This window comes from Dictyobacter sp. Z7_2 (genome assembly GCF_057551105.1).
Genome location: NZ_BAAJPE010000002.1, coordinates 1,100,639 through 1,118,773, shown reverse-complemented (window position 1 = coordinate 1,118,773; position 18,135 = coordinate 1,100,639). Strand labels below are relative to the sequence as shown.

The window sequence follows — 18,135 nt, the reverse complement described above, 5'->3', positions numbered from 1 at the left end:
GGCTCGTCTATTCGTAAAATAGCTACTTTTTTACAACCTTCTGAAATGCAACGCGTAAAGAAGGTAGCACGACGATCTCTTTGGCTCTGCCTGAAATGAGCTTGCTATGGAATTACATCAGGTTTTGAATGTATGAATATGACAAAAAAGATTTGTAAGGGTTGTGGGCAACCTATCTGGGGAACGTATTTAGAAGCTTTTGGGGCTGTCTGGCATCCGGAGCATTTTGTTTGTGCGGGATGTGGCCATCCGATTCAGGAAGCGAGTTTCCAGGAGCATAAGGGTGCTCCTTACCATATAGAATGTTATATGCGTCAGATTGCTCCACACTGTGTCTATTGTGGCAAAGCATTGAGCGGTCGCTATCTGGTCGATGCCTGGGGACAGCAGTTTTGCGCGGTGCATCAGACACAGTTTGCACCATGTGCCTATTGCAGTCGGCTTGTACCACCGGAACAACGTGAAGTAGGTGCTGATGTCGTGCGCTGTGCTATCTGCCGTTCTACCGCTGTCGAGACGTCGATGGAAGCGAAGCCTTTGTTTTCACAGGTGATTCATTGGATGAGCAGTCAGGGATTGAAGTATCTCAATTTGAGATTGAGCCTCGATTTATGTGGCCGGGCGCACCTGGCTCAATTATTGCAAGAGAACCATGCCAATCATTCTCTTGGTGCTACAACGAGTGCTACTTATACCCAAAATGGACGCGTTGTCCGTACTGAAGTCAGTGGTATTGCAGTCCTTCAAGGACTGCCCTCGATCCTTTTCCAGGGAGTGACCGTCCATGAGCTTGGACACGTCTGGTTAATCGTCCACGGGGTCAATAATTTGCCCGATTGGGCGGAAGAGGGCTTTTGTGAATGGCTCTCACATCGTTATTATCTTGAGGCAAATACGCCAGAGAGCCTTTATCACAGCAAGGGTGAGGAGCAAAATACCGATCCTGTCTATGGTGAAGGTTTTCGCCGGATACGTGCTCTGATTGATAAAGTTGGTTTCCCGCGGTTCATTGAGACGCTTCAAACAACCAAGCGTTTACCAATACGTTAACGGGATACACTGTGAGTGTACATGATGTTTGTCGGATGCTCTCATTGGACCCAGTCGACTTGATGTGCTTCGGTAATATCGGGCACCTCCAGTTTGGAGAGGAGCTTGTTTATCACAGCTTCTGGAACCATTGCATCTCTACTGCGATTTCTCTTGATAAGACTATCATAGTCAGCCGAGAGATAAATGAGATGGACACGCGCACCATATGAGGTAAACAGGTCAATGAGCTGTTGTCTGAGCAGGTGGGTTGTATTGGTGGCATTCCAGACGAACGATAGGTGTTTGCGCATATATTCGCGTGCTCGCTCGCGGGCTAACTGCACCACATGTCCCTGATCATCAGTGGGGGTCACATGCAATTCCTTGCGAATGCCATCAAGCGAAATGACAGGCCAGTTGGGATAATGAGCTTTTTGCCAGGTGTCTTTCCCTGATCCCGGTAGACCGGAGAGCAAAACGACTTCGAAGCTTGTATTATCATACGCGACATAGTTGGGATCGCCTTGCTGACTGTGCAGGTAGACAAAGCGGCTATAGGCGGTCTCAAAAGGATATGCCGCTGTATAACAATTTTGTTCCTGGCAGAGAAGGCGGAAAAGTTCTACGCGCTCCAATAATTCTGCCTGATCGGCACAGATGCGACCACGTACATCCGCTTCTGACAGTAATGCCAGATGATCCATGCGAATACTCTGGCTGGCTTCGATAACCGCTTTTTCTGGATTGGCTCGGTTGAGAAATTGTAACGGGAGTCCATGCCAGCGAACGAGTCGTGCAATATATTCTCTTTGTGCCAGTGGTACAGGATTGGGGAGCTCGTCACCTGTCCAGAGAATGCGGCGAGCAATGAGCTCTCCACGGCGAGCATGTCCTCGTGAGCTAATCATGCCATCCGACTCAATTTTGGTGCAGGCCGGTTTGCCCACATCGTGGAGTAGCGCCGCTGCAAATAGGATGGTTCTTTCCTCAGCGGGCAGCTCCCGCCAGTGGGGATGGCGAATGAGCTCATCGACAACCATACGGGTATGGATAAGCACATCTCCTTCTGCATGGTAGGCCGGAAATTGTGGTACGCCATCCATTGCCTGTATCCACGAAAATCGTCGTTCGATCGCTTCCCAATCCAGGCTCCATTGCTGTGATTCCTGAGGACAATAAGGGAAGAAATCGCCTGAGGTCTTTATCGATTGACTTGATATATGTGTCATAATCTGTTTTCTTTATTACTTTCGCTTGTTGCTTTTGGGCTTGTGATCGGAAATCAGCCTTTAAAAAAGTGTGGTTCCTGGGCGCAGGAGATTAGGAATAATGGCACGGTGCATCCAATGGCTCTCTGAATCTGTCATCGCTTGCTGAAAACTTGCGCGTACATATTTCCAGCGCTCCTGAACTATATCCTCATTTTCCATCTTAATGTAAAGACCCTCCATCAGAACGCTTGGATCAGTCTCCCTCAGGGCTCGTTCACTATCTAAATGTTTTTCTACACATAGCGCATGGAGCTGTTGTAAATGATTGCTATTAATATAAGGTGAAGGTTGAATAAAATCAACTAAAGACTGATTTTTCTTGAGAATGCCTTCATGGACAACTCTGGCCGAGCATACAAATGGAAGCTTTTTGAGGAACACACTGCGTTTCTTTGTACTCAAAAATGTTTTTTCTTGCTTATCATAAATATCGAATTCGAGAAAATAATGTGGAAGATCGGTATAAAAGACGGTATGTTTGGCATAGAGCCATTCGCCGTAGAGGATATAACGGTCTTGTAGCGCCTCCCAGAAATCTGCTGTATGTGTATGTGCCCAACTTTTTAGGAGTTGAAATTGTGCTTCTCTGGGACCTCCACTCAGATAGTGACCGCGGCTTTGTAGGAGTAATTGTCCTGTCGTATCAAAGCTGATTGCGCTATTGGCTCCATCCACTTTTTCTTCGATGATCAGATATTTCCCTTGCAGCATACGTATAGGAAGCACTGCTAGATCTTCATCACCATATTGAATGCCAGAACCTTCTATATGAGGTGTACGTGGATACTTATAGATACCTGCCATTTTTGCTTTCCCGTGAGATTATAAAACGTTGTCTATCTAGTATAGACGCTCAATGTATGTGAAAAAATAGCAAGCTATCTAAAATTGCTTCACAGAGCAATTATTGAGGTTGTATGGTTTGCTTCTGTAAAGCTGGTCCCCAAGATCGTATGCGTTGAGGAGTAATCATAATGCAAGGCAAAGCCTCTAATGCCATTGTTTGGTATTGTCTATAGCGTTGTCGCAAGAGAGTCAGTGCTTGTGCGTGTAAGGGATGCTGTAGATAGATAAGCACCGCTTGACCATAAATTTGTACGTATCCTAATTGTGACCAGTCGTCGCTATATTGATCAATGAGCAGGCTGGCTTCGTGACGGGCCTCGATATTGTGAACACGTCGTAATTGCATCACCTCAACCCGTTTAGGCTTTTCATCCAGAGGAGTAAAAAAATACTTGCCATCGAAAGCATAGCAGACAGGAACGAGAGTGGGGCTCCCGTTCTCATCTGCGGTTGCCAGGCGTGCGACGCGTTGCTGATGGATAAATGTGCTTTCTTCAACTGTCAGTTGCGTGCGTAGTGCCATGATATCCCTTTATATTTGTGATCTAGACTTAGCGTCCAGCCACCTTGATCTTTTCGACGACAGGTACGATTTGTGTAGCAAGCAAATCAAATGCTTCGATATCATCGACATTATGCAAGCTGAAAATTGCCTGATCGATGCCTTGCTCTGCAAGCTTACCAAACATGTCGATAGCTGCATTTGGAGAGAGTGAATTATCGCGACCATCTTTGGTGAGTCGGAAACTATCCAGAGTAGTCTTCTCGATATCGGTATAAGGGCGATTGAGCTTCTCACAATGCTCCTGGAGTACCGAAAGCTTGTGTTGCAGCATATCATCTCCCATGCGAGCGAAAAGGTTACAGGCGTCTCCATATTGAGCCACCATGCGTAACGTTTTCTTTTCGCCGGTTCCTCCGATCAGAATAGGCGGATGCGGTTTCTGGACCGATGTTGGCGAATTCAAGGGGCGCTCAAGCGTATAATGTTTGCCATGGAAGGCTTTGTCATCGCCAGACCACATCTGATGAGCTAGTTGTAACGTATCTTCGAGGCGCTCAAAGCGCTCGGCCAGTGGTGGAAAAGGCACCCCCAACCCCTTATGCTCTTCCTCATTCCAGGCAGCCCCAATCCCCAGATAAGCGCGTCCATGAGAGAGGACATCCAGGGTGGTTGCTGTCTTAATCAAGACGCCGGGATGACGATAGGTGATACCTGTGACCATCGTGCCAAGCTTAATCTGGTTTGTCCGACCAGCTGCAAAAGCCAGAGCACTCCAGCCTTCAAGCATCTCGTTTTCGGCTGGACCTACCATACTAATCTGAAAGAAATGATCCATGACCCACAGGCTGTACAGACCTGCACGCTCGGCACGTTCTGCGACGGTTGCAAATGTATCGCCGAGTTGACTTTGACCATTAGACCAGGTGAAGCTGGGAACTTGTAATCCTAAACGCATAAAACCCTTCCTTTTCAATAGTCATTCGATTGGGATAGAGTACTAAAATCGACAGTAGATCTTAGACAATATACAACACGTGTGAAAGAATTGCTTGTGAGATGGTGACGAGAGAGGCCGGTTCGGTGGGTAGTTGAAAGCTTGTTCATATGGAAAAATCATAGCGGGGAGCGTACAACGTATGCCGTATGCTCCCCGCTATGATCTGGTCGAAAGTTTATCTCACTCAGATTAATTGGTACAGCCAAACTTCTTACAGAAGCCTTTGCTTGTGAGGAAATCTTTGGCTGTTTGATAGATTGCTCTATCCTGAGACATGCCTGAATTCATATTCTTGGCAACATCTTTTTGTAGAGCGAGACTCTCATCCGTTGTGATGTCTGGTGCCAGAGCATTCAAAGCGGTCGCGATATCGGGTGATTTTGTGAGTACGCTATCACGTACAATCGGAGCTGGATGGTACGCCGGGAAGGCTTTTTTGTCATCTTGTAGGACAGCAAGATTATCTGTAGTAATGGTGCTGTCTGTCGAGTAACAAAAGTTTGCCTGTGACTGTCCAGCTTGAACTTCTTTGAAGCCAATACTATAGTCAACCTTGTGGACAGCTTTAAAGCTAGCCAATGTCAGACCATATTTGGCTTTCAGATAGTCAATCACATAGGTGCTATCGCTTGGCAGATCGAAGGTGATACTTTTGGCCTGCGACGCCAGATCAGAGATCGTTTTGATGCTACTACTATTGCTGACACAGACTGCATAGGTATCATTGAGAGGTGAGTAATCCAACCAATCAATACTGAACTGACTTTTGAAGCCAGCTTTGACCGTATCGTAGTCTTTCTGATCATCCAATGATGATGTTTTCTTGAGTGCATCCAGGCCCGTGGCTGTGAATTCTGGATAGAGATCAATGGCCCCACTTTTGATGCCAGCAAAGACAATGGTATTGTTGCCGAATGCTGCTTTCTCGTTTACTTTAAACCCTGCGTCCCTGAGGGTAAGTGTGTAGAGTTTCGTGAGGATTTTTGACTCTGTATCAAGCTTACCACCAACCGTCAGCGTGACATTAGCATTCGGATTATTTTGGCTTGTGGTGGTCGTCGTAGTTGCATTGCCACAAGCTGATAAGATCAGCAAGGGAACACATACGAGTAGGAACAATGATTTAGCTCGTAGTGAGCGTAATAATGAAGGCATTTTTCCTCCTGAATGATCAAACAATCAACAATGGATAGAATAAGTAAACTGCCAATGGGATCACAGATGCAGCCCATACTTCTATGGATGACGTGGACTTCTTTGTCCACTCGTATTTACTGTTTCTGAAATAGTGCGCAGGCCCTTTGGCGTTAATGTATATTGTAGCCAACTCATAAACAGCTCTACAATGATGGCGAGTAGCGCGACTGGTATTGCGCCTGCCAGGATAGCAACGTTATCTAATCTATTCAAACCATCAATAATATATTCGCCATAACCACCAGCGCCGATTATAGCTGCCAGCGTTGCGGTGGCTACAATCTGAACCGCCGATGTACGAATTCCAGCAGCAATAATCGGGAGCACAAGTGGTGTCTGGATGCGGCTAATAATCTGCCATCCATTCATACCGATGCCGCGTGCTGCATCTGTTATTGCCGGATCGATCCCCCGAATGCCGGTATAGGTATTTAACAGAATCGGTGGAATGCCCAGAACAATCAGAGCGACCACGGTTGGCTTAAAGCCGACTCCTAGATAAGGAAGGGCCGCAATCAGGAAGGCGATGACCGGGACCGCACGCATCAAACCGCTCAGGTTTACCGCAGTAAACGCAGCGATGGCGTTACGTGAGACCAGTGCTCCTAAGACAACCCCGATCACGATGGCAAAGAAGATTGAGAAGGCACAAATTTGTAAATAGGCGATTGTATGGCTTGCAAATTCGTTGGTTGGGTTTGTAATAAACTGCCATAGCTCATTCACTATCTCTCTCCTATGCGACAGCCGTCGCGCTACGTCCTCTACTCAGGAGTATCTGGATGCCGAGCAAAAGGATATCTGCAACGACTGCAAACACGCTCATCAGAATGGCTCCAGCTATGATAGCGTCTTGATATCCGCTGGTCAGATTTTTGAAGATCAGGTCTCCTAATCCTCCCTCATCGACCAGGGAGGCAAGCGAGGCTGTGCCAACTGTTGTCACGGTCGCGATACGGACACCGGCAATGATGACCGGGAGAGCCAGTGGTAGCGTTACCTTTGTTAAGACTTGCCATCTATTCATCCCCATCGCTTTACCCACTTCTAGCAGCAACGGATCGATACCATTAATCGCTGCCGCCGTGTTACGTATCAGTACCAATTGAGTGTAGGCGACGAGTGGGATCATAATGGTTGCCAGACTCAATCCGATGGCTGGAATCGTGATTAATAAGGCCACCAGGGCAATGCCTGGAATACTATATAAAATACCTGTAAAGGTAATTATTGGTGTATAGAGCCAACGATTGCGTGCTACTAGAATCCCAACTGGCAGGGCAATGATTAGAGAGATAATCATTGCTAATCCAACCAGATAGATGTGCTGCACAAGTAAATTAGGGATACTGCCGGGATCAGTGAGATCATAATTATAGCCACTTAACAAGTACTTCATCGATACTCCTTTATGTACTGCTCAAAGCTTCTCTGGTTATAACGTCGAGGGCATTGTCGATGTTGAACCTGCGCGTAGCTGTGCGATTTCTCGATTGATACTGGCAAGGGTGACATAACCGGTGTTTTGTTGATTTTGGTTATCATGAGTGGCAAGGGCGGGGGCATTAGTGGCGAGGAGTTGCAGAAGAGCATCAAGAAGAGTAGCTTCAGTTGATATTTCTGGTACGTCGCCCCAGTGTGCCGATGAGACCGTATCTGGCCTGGTATCCATTGCGTTCGTGATGGGTAAATATTCTAATTGACGTAATATATTGTCTGCACCAACGAGTTGGCGTACAAAGTCGTTAGCTGGCTTGGCTAACAGCTCGACTGGCGTCCCTAATTGTACAAGTTTTCCCTGAGAAAGGACAGCAATCTGATTGCCCAGTTTGAAGGCTTCTTCCATATCGTGTGAGACAAAGAGAATTGTTTTATGGACATCTTTCTGGATGCGTAAGAGTTCATCCTGCATACGTGCACGCGTAATTGCATCCAGGGCACCGAATGGCTCATCCATCAATAGGATCGTGGGATCGGTTGCCAGAGCGCGTGCTAATCCAACACGCTGTTGTTGTCCACCTGAAAGTTGACGAGGAAAGCGCTTACGATATTCGTCTGGAGGTAGTCCGACGAGCTCTAAGAGTTCATCAACGCGTTGATTGATCTTCTGCTTGCTCCATCCACCAGCGATATCGGTGGTCACGCGAACATTCTCTGCGATGTTCATATGAGGGAAGAGCCCAACTTGCTGGATGACATAGCCAATGCGACGGCGTAACTGGATCGCATTTTCTTGAAGGACATTTTTTCCTTCAATCAAGATTTCACCAGAGGTGGGTTCAATCAAGCGATTGACCATGCGCAATAGCGTTGTTTTACCAGATCCTGAGGTGCCAACGAGCATGCATGTACTGCCCTCAGGGACCTCAAAACTGACTGCATCAACGGCTGGCGTCTGAGTATTCGAATACCTTTTGGTAATTTCGTTAAATACGATTGTTGCCATGCAGTAAAATTTCCTCTCATACATCACGGGATACTATGTGACAAATTCCAAACACTTCTAATAGTACGTTCTAATGGGACCCTTTGTCTCGCAAAATTTTTGTTCGTGTGATTACACTCGTGCTCATTATTGTATCTAGTTTTATGTAACATTTTTGTGTAACGACTGTTACTTATGTATCATACTGTAAATATCGAAATTTGCCTAGTCTATGATTTCATCAAAAGCGTCTATCTCACATGGGCCTTTTTTACCCACTTTTAAAAGCTAACAATGTGAATATTCACACTGGTTGTGATTTTTTACAGTAGTACTGTGATGGTATTGTGACGCTGATCTGACAAAGTAGTATGGGTAATTTCGTGAACTAAGGTAGGAGTTGATGCCGATCAACTATGGATAAGATAAGGAAAAACTACCTGATGCTTTTTTAGTTAACTTCAATCCTGTATTATAGAAAGCACTCTATTCCATAGGGGAAAAACTACCATCAACACTGGAGATTGATCGAATGATTTCTGCACGTATAAGTGCCATTGTCTTTGTTATACTGCTTATTGGTTGTCTGGCGTCGGCTGGGGTAGCTTTAACTGCCTGGTTAGGACCGATGAGTACCCATGGAACGAATGTGATGCATGTCGGAGGAAGTGTTATTGAGGTGGGTCCTGGTAGGGATTTTGTATTTAAAACCGATGCGAACCAGGAAATGGATTTTGTGTGCAATACTGGTTGTGTGGCATCGTTAAGACATCTACAACGCCATGTCAAGGAGAAGGCCCATACCGATGTCTACTATATTCAGGGGGCTGATCACAAGTTAATTGTGATAAATGTAGATTAACGAGAGGAACGTAATGTATGCACTATTCTGAGGAAATGGAAAAGGGTTATCCGTGGTTATTTTTTCATCCTAGCCATCAGTGGAAGGTTTGCGTGACCGTTTCTCTGGCTATTCTTGCTGCCAGTGTAGGTTTTTTCGTGTGGTGTACGCACGTGAGTGATGATATGGGGGGAGATAGCTTTGCTGGTCTTTTCTTTGCCATTCTGAGTACAACCTTTATGTTTCTGGCAGCGGTCTCGTTCACGCTACGACGTCGCAGTAACAAACGATCGGTGGGAGGGCTCAACGCTGTCTTGAACTGGCATGTCTGCTTCGGCACTATTTCGTTGGTCATGGTCTTCTTGCATGCGTTTGGCAATTATAATCCACGTACTGGCACCTACGCGCTCTATGCCATGATTGCTCTGGTTATTAGTGGCGTGATTGGTCGTGTTCTGGATCGTATGCTTCCTCGCTTGATCGCACGAGAAGTAAGTAAAGTGCTCACGGATAGGGGAGAAGATCGCATTGAGTTAATCTGGAGTCGCTTGCAGGCGATTGGGCAGAATAGTCAACAAGATCTGCTCTCCTTACGCTCATTGATGAGCCAATATGGTTTTGACTCCTCAATGCTCTATGCTGGCGCGAGCAATGCTATGAATGAGTTAGATGAGATCCAACAAGCTATCAAGCGAGAGGTTTTTTATCGCAGTGTAATTCGTTACTGGCGCATTTTCCATATTATTTTGGCAGTGGTCACTGTTGGTTTAACACTCTGGCATATAGAATACGCTCTCTCTTTGATCATTCCTGCACTGGAGAAATACGGCTTTACGTATCTTTTGCCCTGGCCATAAAGATAAGCGATTTTTTATTTCTTTTTGAGGGTACTGTGTGTGTGCATGCCCTCTCAGATTCTCTGTAGATCTAAATGGATGTTTTCTGGCTGATTTTGTTAATAGCTAGTATGATCCATAACATTGTCGCTGTGTGTAGTCAGGAGGTATGAATGGACCAATTGAGTGTTCGAACAAGGCTTATTTTTGCTGCTATCCTTCTTTTTGGAGTAGTTTTTTTTACCGCCTATCTCCAAAGCATTTTTCATTTTAATACATATTTGGCTCTTGCCATTTGCCTGATTGATACTATTGTATCTGTCACGATTGTTGTGGGTCGATAACTGAATCACTGTCAGCTTTGCATGCTGCTGGTTGTTTCGCCATTAGTCATCCCAGCGAAGAATATCAGATGCCCTGTGGCTTCTAACGGTTTTCGTGATGGGATGATTTTTTGTGCGCAAAAGCGCGTGGCGAGAAGTGCAGGTTAAGAAATGAGCACATAAAAATGCTATTTACTAGTCCTTTGGTATGGTCTGTGTAAAGAAACTAGACGCTCACATATTTTATGCATATGCTACAGCTAGCTGATGTACTGCTTTTTCCTCTCACTGCGCTTATTTCTTGCGCTTGCAGGGTGAAATGTTCGTAAATTGTTCTCTATTTGGGAGAAGTGTATGAAACATCGATTGAAACAAATATTATGGCTATGGGGCCTGGTAGTTGTGCTGGTTGGGGCAGGGATCGCAGGGATTGCGGGGGTGGCTATGATGGCTCATGCTCAATCAGATCCACGCGTATCTATGGTGGGGCAAACAGCGCCTCTGATGCAGCAAGCACAGATGGTTGGCGATGTTCAATCACAGCAACAGATGCAACTTTCAATTGGACTCCAATTGCGCCATAAAACGGCCTTAGCCCAATTATTGCAGTCGCTCTACCAGCCAGGATCTGCACAATATCATCAGTTCCTCACGCCGGCGCAATTCAAGGCTCAATTTGGTCCAACAGCGCAGCAACAGCAACAAGTGATTGATTATTTAAGCAGTCAAGGCCTAAAAATCGATAGTGTCTCTTCCAACGGTCTGCTCATTGACGTACACGGAGCTGCCAGTCAGGTTGAGTCTGCATTTGAAGTACATATGCATAACTATCGTGTTGGCACGCACAACTTCTATGCCAATGCTGATGAGCCCACCATGCCAAAATCATTATCTTCTATCATCACATCGATCGGTGGACTGGACAACAGCGTTCAATATCGGCCCCTGTCCTATCGTCTGCCGCAGGCGACCACAGCCTATGCACAACCTCAACTGGCAGGTGCCTATGATATCAATCCGCTTTATCGGGCTGGCACTCAAGGTGCTAATCAGAACATTGCTGTCTTTGAGTTAGATGGCTATCAAACAGCCGATATTAATCAGTTTGCAGCCGAACAGGGCCTTACTCCACCGGCCTTGACGAACGTGCTTGTAGATGGGTTTAATGGCTCGGCTGGACCGGGAGCCATTGAGGCCGAATTAGATATAGAAGTTATTAACGAAATAGCTCCCCAGGCGCATCAAATTGTGTATGAGGGTCCAAATTCTACTCAGGGCGTTAATGACACATACAATCGTATTGTGACTGACGCTCAGGCTCATGTCGTATCGGTTAGCTGGGGACAGTGTGAGGCTCAGTCGGGAGCTACTGAGCTACAGACATTGCATACGATTTTCCAGCAGGCGGCCGCTCAGGGAATATCTATCTTCGCCGCTTCGGGAGACTCTGGAGCCTTTGATTGTAATACGCAAAAGCGTGCCGTCGATTCGCCAGCCAGCGATCCTTTTGTCACAGGTGTTGGGGGAACCAATCTTCAACTGGCAGGTGACAATACCTATGGGAGCGAGTCGGTCTGGAGCAATCCTGCATCTGTGCAGAGAAGTGCCCTGGGAGCCGGAGGAGGTGGTGGCATCAGTAGTTTCTTCGAGCAGCCAACGTGGCAGGTGGGTCCAGGAGTAACGAATCAATTCAGTAATGGCGAGCGTGAAGTTCCTGACGTCTCTGCCAATGCTGATCCTCGGACTGGATATGCGGTATTTTGTACTGCTGCTGCATCAGGCTGTCCTGCGAGTGGAAACGTCGTCGTTGGAGGAACCAGTGCTGCGGCACCACTATGGGCTGCCAGTACGGCACTCATCAACGAGTTCCGGCAACAAAATGGTCTGGATCGTGGTGGATGGGTTAATCCTATCTTGTATTCACTGGCGAATACACAGCAGCCCTTTCAACCATTTCATGATGTGACCACGGGAACCAATCTTTTTTATCCGGCCACTCCTGGCTATGATCAAGCCAGTGGATTGGGCTCACCCGATGTTTACAATATCGCGCGTGACGAGGTAGCTTCCTGATACTGTCTTATCGTACTGCACACATGCCCGTAGTATGTTAGCTATACTGAAATATTGTGTCCCGGCTTGAAGTATTCTGCCAGATAATCTAGAGGCACGCTTATCGTATTGATCGATAAGCGTGCCTCTAGATTATCTGGTTGTATAAAGAAGTGTGAGTGTATTGAGCTTGTGAGGGATGAGAGATATTACTTCACAATCACGGTCATTTTCATATTTTGATGAACGGTGCAATAGATTTGAAAGGTGCCGGCAGTGTTAAATGGTCCAATTGCGTTGCTGCCATAACCATCAACCTGTAAATTATCGATTGTTGGTGCGCCGGACTCAATCTTTGGCCTGGATGTTGCACCATCCCATGTACCATTGGCGATAATATGTATCGGTGCGTCGTCATTAATAAGTGTAATTTTCGTGCCCTTCTTGATGGTTATCGATGATACCTTGAAATCTGTCTCTCCCATATGGACTGGATTAGGGCCGGTGGCCGTGTTTCCACCCAGGCCAGGGAGAGAACAGGCAGAAACGATTATGGCTAGCAGACTTACAATAATAAATACTCCAAACAACTTTTTCATCGCGTACTTTGTACTCCTGGAACTATCATAGGTAAAAATCGTATATCTTCGTACGCGGCCTGCAATCCCGGGCAGCTTTTTTTACAGATACGCGTGAGATACCGATCCCAAATTTTCTACAAGAGAGTGATGACATTGATTGACCTATTATAGTTTCGCTGGTACAAAAAAAGCTACCTGACCTGATACTGAGATTTCTTTACTATTACTTTTTGCTTTGAGTTGTCTGCCTACTCCTCTAACTAGCGATGCGTCTCATCGTTGGCTTGTTGTTGTTCAGAACTGGTTGGCTCTAAATTGACGACGATTGGATCTTGTGAATTGCGCACGATTACCCACTGTGATGGTTCGTTTGATGGGTTGAGCTCCTGATGAGGTACAAATGGAGGGACATAGATAAAATCTCCGGGCTCTACATCCTCAGATAATTCCAGATTATTGCCCCAACGGATTCTGGCATGACCTGAAACGACATAAATTACGGTTTCCAGATGGCCGTGATGGTGTTTGGCACTGGAAATATGGGGGCTGACAGTCGTCACGCCGGCCCAAATCCCCTTTGAGCCAGCTAGTTGCTGTGAGACCGCTGCAACGCGTTGCATACCGGGCGTTTGTGGTGTATTGCTGTCGAACTGATGTGGCTTGATGACTCTGACTCCATCAGCAGGCAGTTCCGACGTGCTGTCATGAATATTCATCTGGATACTCCTTTACAACATCTTATCTAAGGGGGCTTCACGAAACATTGCCTGCAGAATATCGTCGCATTATCGAGACCTTGCGTCAAGGGCGTAGGGGCCGTAGTTGAGAAACTCTGTCCTCATTATAAATGATTTAACCATTTTGTGATCGTAGAAATGGGAAAATCGTCGCTTGACAGACGTAAAGTGATCATGTATGCTGTATTTTAATAGAAAAAGAAGAAAAGTAACGCTTTGATCAGGATTAGTAGATAAGTATTTTACAGATAGCGAGCCGAGAGAGTGAAAGTCGGTAGTGAGAGCTTGTATCGAACCCACCTGAGAGCGTCAGTGAAACCTGACCGGACCCCTTCGCCGTTATTGAGAAGGCGCGGTTTGATGTTGACCGCATGAGTGGAACTATGCTGTGAAGACATGGTTCAAAAGAGGTGGTACCACGGGTTTATGCTCGTCCTTTGTCGGGGCGGGTTTTTTTTATGCTCGTTTGCAGATAGGAGAGAAAAGGAACTTATATGGTCAACGAAGAAAAGTATGTTGAGGATATTGTCGATCAAGACGATAATTTTTCGATGTGGTATAACCAGGTCGTACGTAAGGCAGAATTGGCTGATTATGCGCCGGTACGTGGCTGTATGATCATTCGTCCCTATGGATACGCTCTATGGGAAAACCTCCAGCGTCACGTCGATACGCGTTTTAAAGAGAATGATGTCGAGAACGCGTATTTCCCACTCTTGATTCCTCAGAGCTTCCTGCAAAAAGAAGCTGAACATATTGAAGGTTTCGCTCCAGAGGTGGCCTGGGTGACGCGTGGAGGTGGTGAAGAGTTGGAGGAGCCGCTGGCGATCCGTCCAACCAGCGAGACGATTATCGGCCATAGTTTTTCCAAATGGATTCAAAGCTATCGAGACCTCCCTCTAATTATCAATCAGTGGGCCAATGTGATGCGTTGGGAGAAGCGAACTGCTTTATTTTTGCGCACCTCCGAGTTTCTCTGGCAAGAGGGACATACTGCACATCGGACGCTTGAAGAAGCCGAAGCTCGTACCAGACTCATGCTCGAAGTCTATCGTGCGGTCGCCGAAGAGGATGCTGCTATTCCAGTACTGACAGGCCGTAAGAGCGAAAATGAGAAGTTTGCTGGCGCTCTCCGTACCTATTCGATCGAAGCTATGATGGGTGATGGGAAAGCGTTACAATCGGGTACCAGTCACAATCTGGGCGACAACTTTGCGCGTAGCTTTGACATCCAATTTCTCGATGCGGATGGACAGCGCAAGTATTGCTCGACGACCAGCTGGGGGATGAGTACGCGTATGATTGGTGGACTGATCATGGTCCATGGCGATAAATCTGGCTTAATTCTCCCACCGCGTCTGGCTCCTTATCAGGTTGTTATCGTCCCGATCTGGCGTAAAGAGAAAGAGCGAGAAGCGGTCGATGATCTGGTCAATCGCGTTGAGAAGATGCTCAAGGGAAAGGTTCGCGTGAAAGTGGATCGTAGCGATAATACTCCGGGCTGGAAGTATAACGAATGGGAGCTACGCGGGGTGCCTGTCCGCATGGAGATTGGTCCACGTGATGTCCAGAACAACAATGTGATGCTGGTCCGTCGCGATAATCGTGCGAAAGAGGCTGTCCCGGTTGAGGCTCTGGAGGCGCGTTTGCCGGAGCTCCTGGATGAGTTGCAGAAGGCGTTGTTTCAGCGGGCGCTGGCTTTCCGCGAGCAGAATACCTATACCACGGAGAGCTATGATGAGTTCAAGCAAATTATCGCCGAGAAGCGCGGTTTTGTGCGCGTGAAATGGGCCGAAGATAGTGCCGCCGAGCTGGCGATCAAAGAGGAGACGAAAGCGACCTTGCGTGTGATCCCATTTGATCAGCCTGAAGGTGGGGTACAGGGCAAATGTATCTATACTGGCAAGCCAGCAACTTGTGAAGCCATTTTTGCTCGTGCCTATTAAGCTGGCATATCTATTACAAGTAGAGAGAAGAGGATAAGCGATGCTCATACAGTTTTCATCTGACTTGCCAGCTCGTATCCCTGGTGTTACCTTTGGCACAGCGACGGTTAGTGATGTCCGTGTCAGCGCCAGAGACGAACGTTTGTGGCAGCAAGTTGAAGCTCAGGGTCAGGAGTTGAGTCGGCAGTTTGTCTTAGAGAAACTTTCGGAGCAGCCGCGGATCACATCTGTACGGAGCATGCAGAAATCCTTTGGCTTTGATCCTACGCGTTATCGTCCCTCATCGGAGGCGCTTCTGCGTAGGATACTCAAGGGACAAGGGCTGCATCAAGTAAATACAGCAGTCGATGTGAATAATCTTTGTTCATTAGAGTTTGGTTTGCCGATGTGTGTGTACGATCTTCAGCATGTCAGAGGATCGGTGACCGTGAGAATCGCGTCGCCAGACACTACTTATCCGGGCATTGGACGCCAGATGTTTCAAGTTGGAAATAAGGTGATCATTGCTGATGATGAGGGTGTTATGGGGACAACTGTCTCTGATTCGGAACGTACCCGCGTGACGATAGAGACGACACAGATTCTTATTGTCATCTATGCTCCGGCGGGGAGCGATCGTGCAACGATTCAGCGCTACGCATTAATCGCCGCGCAGCGGATGATGGAGTTTAATGGCGGACAGGTGTGCGATATAGATGCTAGCAGTGTCCAGGAGAGTTTATGAGAATTTCTCAATTATTCACGTCAACCTTGCGTGAAGTGCCACGCGAGTCTGAAGGAGCCAATCAGGAGCTATTAGTACGCGCCGGATATATGCGTCAGTTAACTTCAGGAGTCTACAGCTTTTTACCGTTAGGTCATCGCGTGATTCAAAAAATCTCTACGATCGTACGTGAGGAGATGAATCGAGCCGGTGGTCAGGAAGTCACGATGCCGGTTATCCAGCCCAAGGATATCTGGGAGACCAAGCCCGCTGACGGTGGTCCCTCGCGTGCTGAAAGCATGGATGTTCTCTTCAATCTTACCGATCGTAGAGGGCGTGCTATGGTCCTCGGGCCAACGCATGAGGAGGTTGTTACCTTACTGGCTAAGGAGTTTGTGCGTAGCTATCGTGACCTGCCACAACGTATCTATCAGATTCAAGTGAAACTGCGAGACGAACCGCGTCCTCGTGGTGGCCTGCTACGCACACGTGAATTCTTGATGAAGGACCTCTATAGCTTCGATGCGGATACAGAGGGATTGCATAAAAGCTATACTGCCATGCTTGATGCGTATACAGCTATCTTCAAACGCTGCGGTTTGCGCTTTATTGTCATTCAGGCAGACAGCGGAGCGATCGGCGGGAAGGACTCGCAAGAATTTATTGCTATCACCGATGCTGGTGAGGATGAAGCTGTTCAATGTGAGAACTGTGACTACGCAGCCAATGTCGAGAAGGCTGAATTTGTACGCGATGAGATGCCCTCAGAACCTGAAGCCGCGCTTGAAGAGGTCTATACCCCTGATAGTATGGCTATCAGCGATCTGACCGCTTTCTTGCACGTTGACGCCTCTAAGACGCTCAAGGTTGTTTGCTATGTCAGTGGTGGCAAGATGCTGCTGGCTGCGATACGCGGTAACCTTGAAGTCAACGAAGTAAAACTGATCAATGCTCTCCGACATGCGGGTCTTGCTACCAGCGATCTTCATCTTGCAACCGCTGAAGAGTTGGTGCAGGCAGGTATCGTCGCTGGCTTTACATCGCCTATTGATAAGGGACCAGAGATCTTTATTCTTGCCGATACTTCGTTGAAGTCAGGGAACAATTTTATCGCAGGGGCGAACCGGGTTGACTATCATGTCAAGAACGTGAATTACCCACGTGATTTTCGTGTCGATGCCTGGGACGATATTGCTTCAGCGTATGACGGTGCCCACTGTGTCCGTTGTGGGGGCACGTTACATATGGTGCAAGGAAGCGAGTTGGGACACATCTTTAAACTGGGTACGCGCTACAGTGATCTCTTTGGTGCGAACTTTCTGGATGCTCAGGGAATTGATCAGCCTCTCTTGATGGGGTGTTATGGCATCGGAATTGGTCGCGTGATGGCGATTGCGGTGGAACAATATCATGATGAAAAAGGGATTGTTTGGCCGTTTGGAATTGCTCCTTATCAGTTGGCTCTGGTGGGGTTGGATCTCGATAAAGGAGAGAATGGGAGCATTGCCGAGCAACTCTATCAAGATCTGTCGGCGGCAGGGGTTGAAGTGCTTTTTGATGATCGCATAGAGAGCGCGGGCGTCAAATTTAATGATGCTGATTTAATTGGATTACCCTTGCGTGCGGTTATGAGTAAACGTTCATTGAAGAATGGTGGTGTCGAACTCAAGCTACGTGCTCAGAAGGAGAGCCGTATTGTGCCTCTTGCCGAGGTGGTGCCGGTAATCCTGGATGAGATACGAAAAGGGCTTGGTTCGCAGGAATAAAAAATTCTCAGTGGAGAGGTTCTTATTATCCTTGTAATGCATCATTTGCGATAATATGTCATTCTTTTATAAGGGAA

At 47.1% G+C, this 18,135-nt stretch carries 17 protein-coding genes; 7 read left to right on the top strand and 10 right to left on the bottom strand.

Going from position 1 to position 18,135, the window contains the following annotated elements; all coding sequences use genetic code 11:
• Positions 1-132 precede the first annotated feature (132 nt).
• Entirely contained in the window at positions 133-1,050 is a 918-nt protein-coding gene (locus AC27N8_RS18215) for a protein DA1 (protein ID WP_487068814.1), read from the top strand.
• 41 nt (positions 1,051-1,091) lie between these two features.
• Here the strand turns inward: AC27N8_RS18215 and AC27N8_RS18210 are convergent, their stop codons facing one another.
• From AC27N8_RS18210 to AC27N8_RS18175, 8 genes are all read right to left on the bottom strand, one after another.
• Entirely contained in the window at positions 1,092-2,261 is a 1,170-nt protein-coding gene (locus AC27N8_RS18210) for an AAA family ATPase (RefSeq protein ID WP_487068813.1), read from the bottom strand.
• Positions 2,262-2,321: 60 nt separating this feature from the next.
• On the bottom strand, positions 2,322-3,107 hold the full coding sequence (locus tag AC27N8_RS18205) for an RNA ligase family protein (protein WP_487068812.1): 786 nt from the start codon (positions 3,105-3,107) through the stop codon (positions 2,322-2,324).
• Between the two features lie 100 nt (positions 3,108-3,207).
• Positions 3,208-3,672, bottom strand: coding sequence for a TIGR03668 family PPOX class F420-dependent oxidoreductase (locus tag AC27N8_RS18200; protein WP_487068811.1), 465 nt, complete (start codon positions 3,670-3,672; stop codon positions 3,208-3,210).
• A gap of 28 nt (positions 3,673-3,700) precedes the next feature.
• Positions 3,701-4,609: an LLM class F420-dependent oxidoreductase gene (locus AC27N8_RS18195; RefSeq protein WP_487068810.1), complete on the bottom strand. Its 909-nt coding sequence runs from the start codon at positions 4,607-4,609 to the stop codon at positions 3,701-3,703.
• A gap of 231 nt (positions 4,610-4,840) precedes the next feature.
• Entirely contained in the window at positions 4,841-5,806 is a 966-nt protein-coding gene (locus AC27N8_RS18190) for a glycine betaine ABC transporter substrate-binding protein (protein ID WP_487068809.1), read from the bottom strand.
• Between the two features lie 81 nt (positions 5,807-5,887).
• Positions 5,888-6,574 (bottom strand): ABC transporter permease, encoded by a 687-nt coding sequence (locus AC27N8_RS18185; RefSeq protein ID WP_487068808.1) that lies wholly within the window; start codon positions 6,572-6,574, stop codon positions 5,888-5,890.
• Between the two features lie 10 nt (positions 6,575-6,584).
• Positions 6,585-7,247: an ABC transporter permease gene (locus AC27N8_RS18180; RefSeq protein ID WP_487068807.1), complete on the bottom strand. Its 663-nt coding sequence runs from the start codon at positions 7,245-7,247 to the stop codon at positions 6,585-6,587.
• Positions 7,248-7,283: 36 nt separating this feature from the next.
• On the bottom strand, positions 7,284-8,294 hold the full coding sequence (locus AC27N8_RS18175) for an ABC transporter ATP-binding protein (RefSeq protein WP_487068806.1): 1,011 nt from the start codon (positions 8,292-8,294) through the stop codon (positions 7,284-7,286).
• 511 nt (positions 8,295-8,805) lie between these two features.
• Here AC27N8_RS18175 and AC27N8_RS18170 point away from each other — a divergent pair.
• The 3 genes from AC27N8_RS18170 (at position 8,806) to AC27N8_RS18160 (ending at position 12,346) form a co-directional block, all read left to right on the top strand.
• Positions 8,806-9,135 carry a hypothetical protein gene (locus tag AC27N8_RS18170; protein WP_487068805.1) on the top strand — a complete coding sequence of 110 codons (330 nt, stop codon included), beginning with the start codon at positions 8,806-8,808 and terminating at the stop codon, positions 9,133-9,135.
• A 17-nt stretch (positions 9,136-9,152) separates the two neighbouring features.
• The gene (locus AC27N8_RS18165) at positions 9,153-9,971 is read left to right on the top strand and encodes a hypothetical protein (protein WP_487068804.1); all 819 of its coding nucleotides are present in this window, start codon (positions 9,153-9,155) and stop codon (positions 9,969-9,971) included.
• A gap of 656 nt (positions 9,972-10,627) precedes the next feature.
• Positions 10,628-12,346 (top strand): S53 family peptidase, encoded by a 1,719-nt coding sequence (locus tag AC27N8_RS18160; RefSeq protein ID WP_487068803.1) that lies wholly within the window; start codon positions 10,628-10,630, stop codon positions 12,344-12,346.
• A 188-nt stretch (positions 12,347-12,534) separates the two neighbouring features.
• Here the strand turns inward: AC27N8_RS18160 and AC27N8_RS18155 are convergent, their stop codons facing one another.
• The gene (locus AC27N8_RS18155; protein ID WP_487068802.1) at positions 12,535-12,924 is read right to left on the bottom strand and encodes a cupredoxin domain-containing protein; all 390 of its coding nucleotides are present in this window, start codon (positions 12,922-12,924) and stop codon (positions 12,535-12,537) included.
• 242 nt (positions 12,925-13,166) lie between these two features.
• Entirely contained in the window at positions 13,167-13,622 is a 456-nt protein-coding gene (locus AC27N8_RS18150) for a cupin domain-containing protein (protein WP_487068801.1), read from the bottom strand.
• A 515-nt stretch (positions 13,623-14,137) separates the two neighbouring features.
• Between AC27N8_RS18150 and proS the strand changes: the two genes are divergently transcribed.
• Genes proS through AC27N8_RS18135 form a run of 3 tightly spaced genes read left to right on the top strand, consistent with a single transcriptional unit; the run spans position 14,138 to position 18,058 of the window.
• Positions 14,138-15,589 (top strand): proline--tRNA ligase, encoded by a 1,452-nt coding sequence (gene proS, locus AC27N8_RS18145; RefSeq protein ID WP_487068800.1) that lies wholly within the window; start codon positions 14,138-14,140, stop codon positions 15,587-15,589.
• Between the two features lie 40 nt (positions 15,590-15,629).
• On the top strand, positions 15,630-16,313 hold the full coding sequence (locus AC27N8_RS18140) for a B3/B4 domain-containing protein (protein ID WP_487068799.1): 684 nt from the start codon (positions 15,630-15,632) through the stop codon (positions 16,311-16,313).
• Positions 16,310-18,058, top strand: a complete 1,749-nt coding sequence (locus tag AC27N8_RS18135) for a proline--tRNA ligase (RefSeq protein ID WP_487068798.1) — start codon at positions 16,310-16,312, stop codon at positions 18,056-18,058. Before AC27N8_RS18140 ends, AC27N8_RS18135 begins: the two co-directional genes overlap by 4 nt.
• Positions 18,059-18,135 lie beyond the last annotated feature (77 nt).

Coding starts and splice junctions, on each gene's coding strand:
- AC27N8_RS18190 (WP_487068809.1), bottom strand. CDS start 5,806: ATGCCTTCATTATTACGCTCACTACGAGCTAAATCATTGTTCCTACTC.
- AC27N8_RS18210 (WP_487068813.1), bottom strand. CDS start 2,261: ATGACACATATATCAAGTCAATCGATAAAGACCTCAGGCGATTTCTTC.
- AC27N8_RS18205 (WP_487068812.1), bottom strand. CDS start 3,107: ATGGCAGGTATCTATAAGTATCCACGTACACCTCATATAGAAGGTTCT.
- AC27N8_RS18180 (WP_487068807.1), bottom strand. CDS start 7,247: ATGAAGTACTTGTTAAGTGGCTATAATTATGATCTCACTGATCCCGGC.
- AC27N8_RS18155 (WP_487068802.1), bottom strand. CDS start 12,924: ATGAAAAAGTTGTTTGGAGTATTTATTATTGTAAGTCTGCTAGCCATA.
- AC27N8_RS18150 (WP_487068801.1), bottom strand. CDS start 13,622: ATGAATATTCATGACAGCACGTCGGAACTGCCTGCTGATGGAGTCAGA.
- AC27N8_RS18195 (WP_487068810.1), bottom strand. CDS start 4,609: ATGCGTTTAGGATTACAAGTTCCCAGCTTCACCTGGTCTAATGGTCAA.
- proS (WP_487068800.1), top strand. CDS start 14,138: ATGGTCAACGAAGAAAAGTATGTTGAGGATATTGTCGATCAAGACGAT.
- AC27N8_RS18165 (WP_487068804.1), top strand. CDS start 9,153: ATGCACTATTCTGAGGAAATGGAAAAGGGTTATCCGTGGTTATTTTTT.
- AC27N8_RS18215 (WP_487068814.1), top strand. CDS start 133: ATGAATATGACAAAAAAGATTTGTAAGGGTTGTGGGCAACCTATCTGG.
- AC27N8_RS18175 (WP_487068806.1), bottom strand. CDS start 8,294: ATGGCAACAATCGTATTTAACGAAATTACCAAAAGGTATTCGAATACT.
- AC27N8_RS18160 (WP_487068803.1), top strand. CDS start 10,628: ATGAAACATCGATTGAAACAAATATTATGGCTATGGGGCCTGGTAGTT.
- AC27N8_RS18200 (WP_487068811.1), bottom strand. CDS start 3,672: ATGGCACTACGCACGCAACTGACAGTTGAAGAAAGCACATTTATCCAT.
- AC27N8_RS18140 (WP_487068799.1), top strand. CDS start 15,630: ATGCTCATACAGTTTTCATCTGACTTGCCAGCTCGTATCCCTGGTGTT.
- AC27N8_RS18170 (WP_487068805.1), top strand. CDS start 8,806: ATGATTTCTGCACGTATAAGTGCCATTGTCTTTGTTATACTGCTTATT.
- AC27N8_RS18135 (WP_487068798.1), top strand. CDS start 16,310: ATGAGAATTTCTCAATTATTCACGTCAACCTTGCGTGAAGTGCCACGC.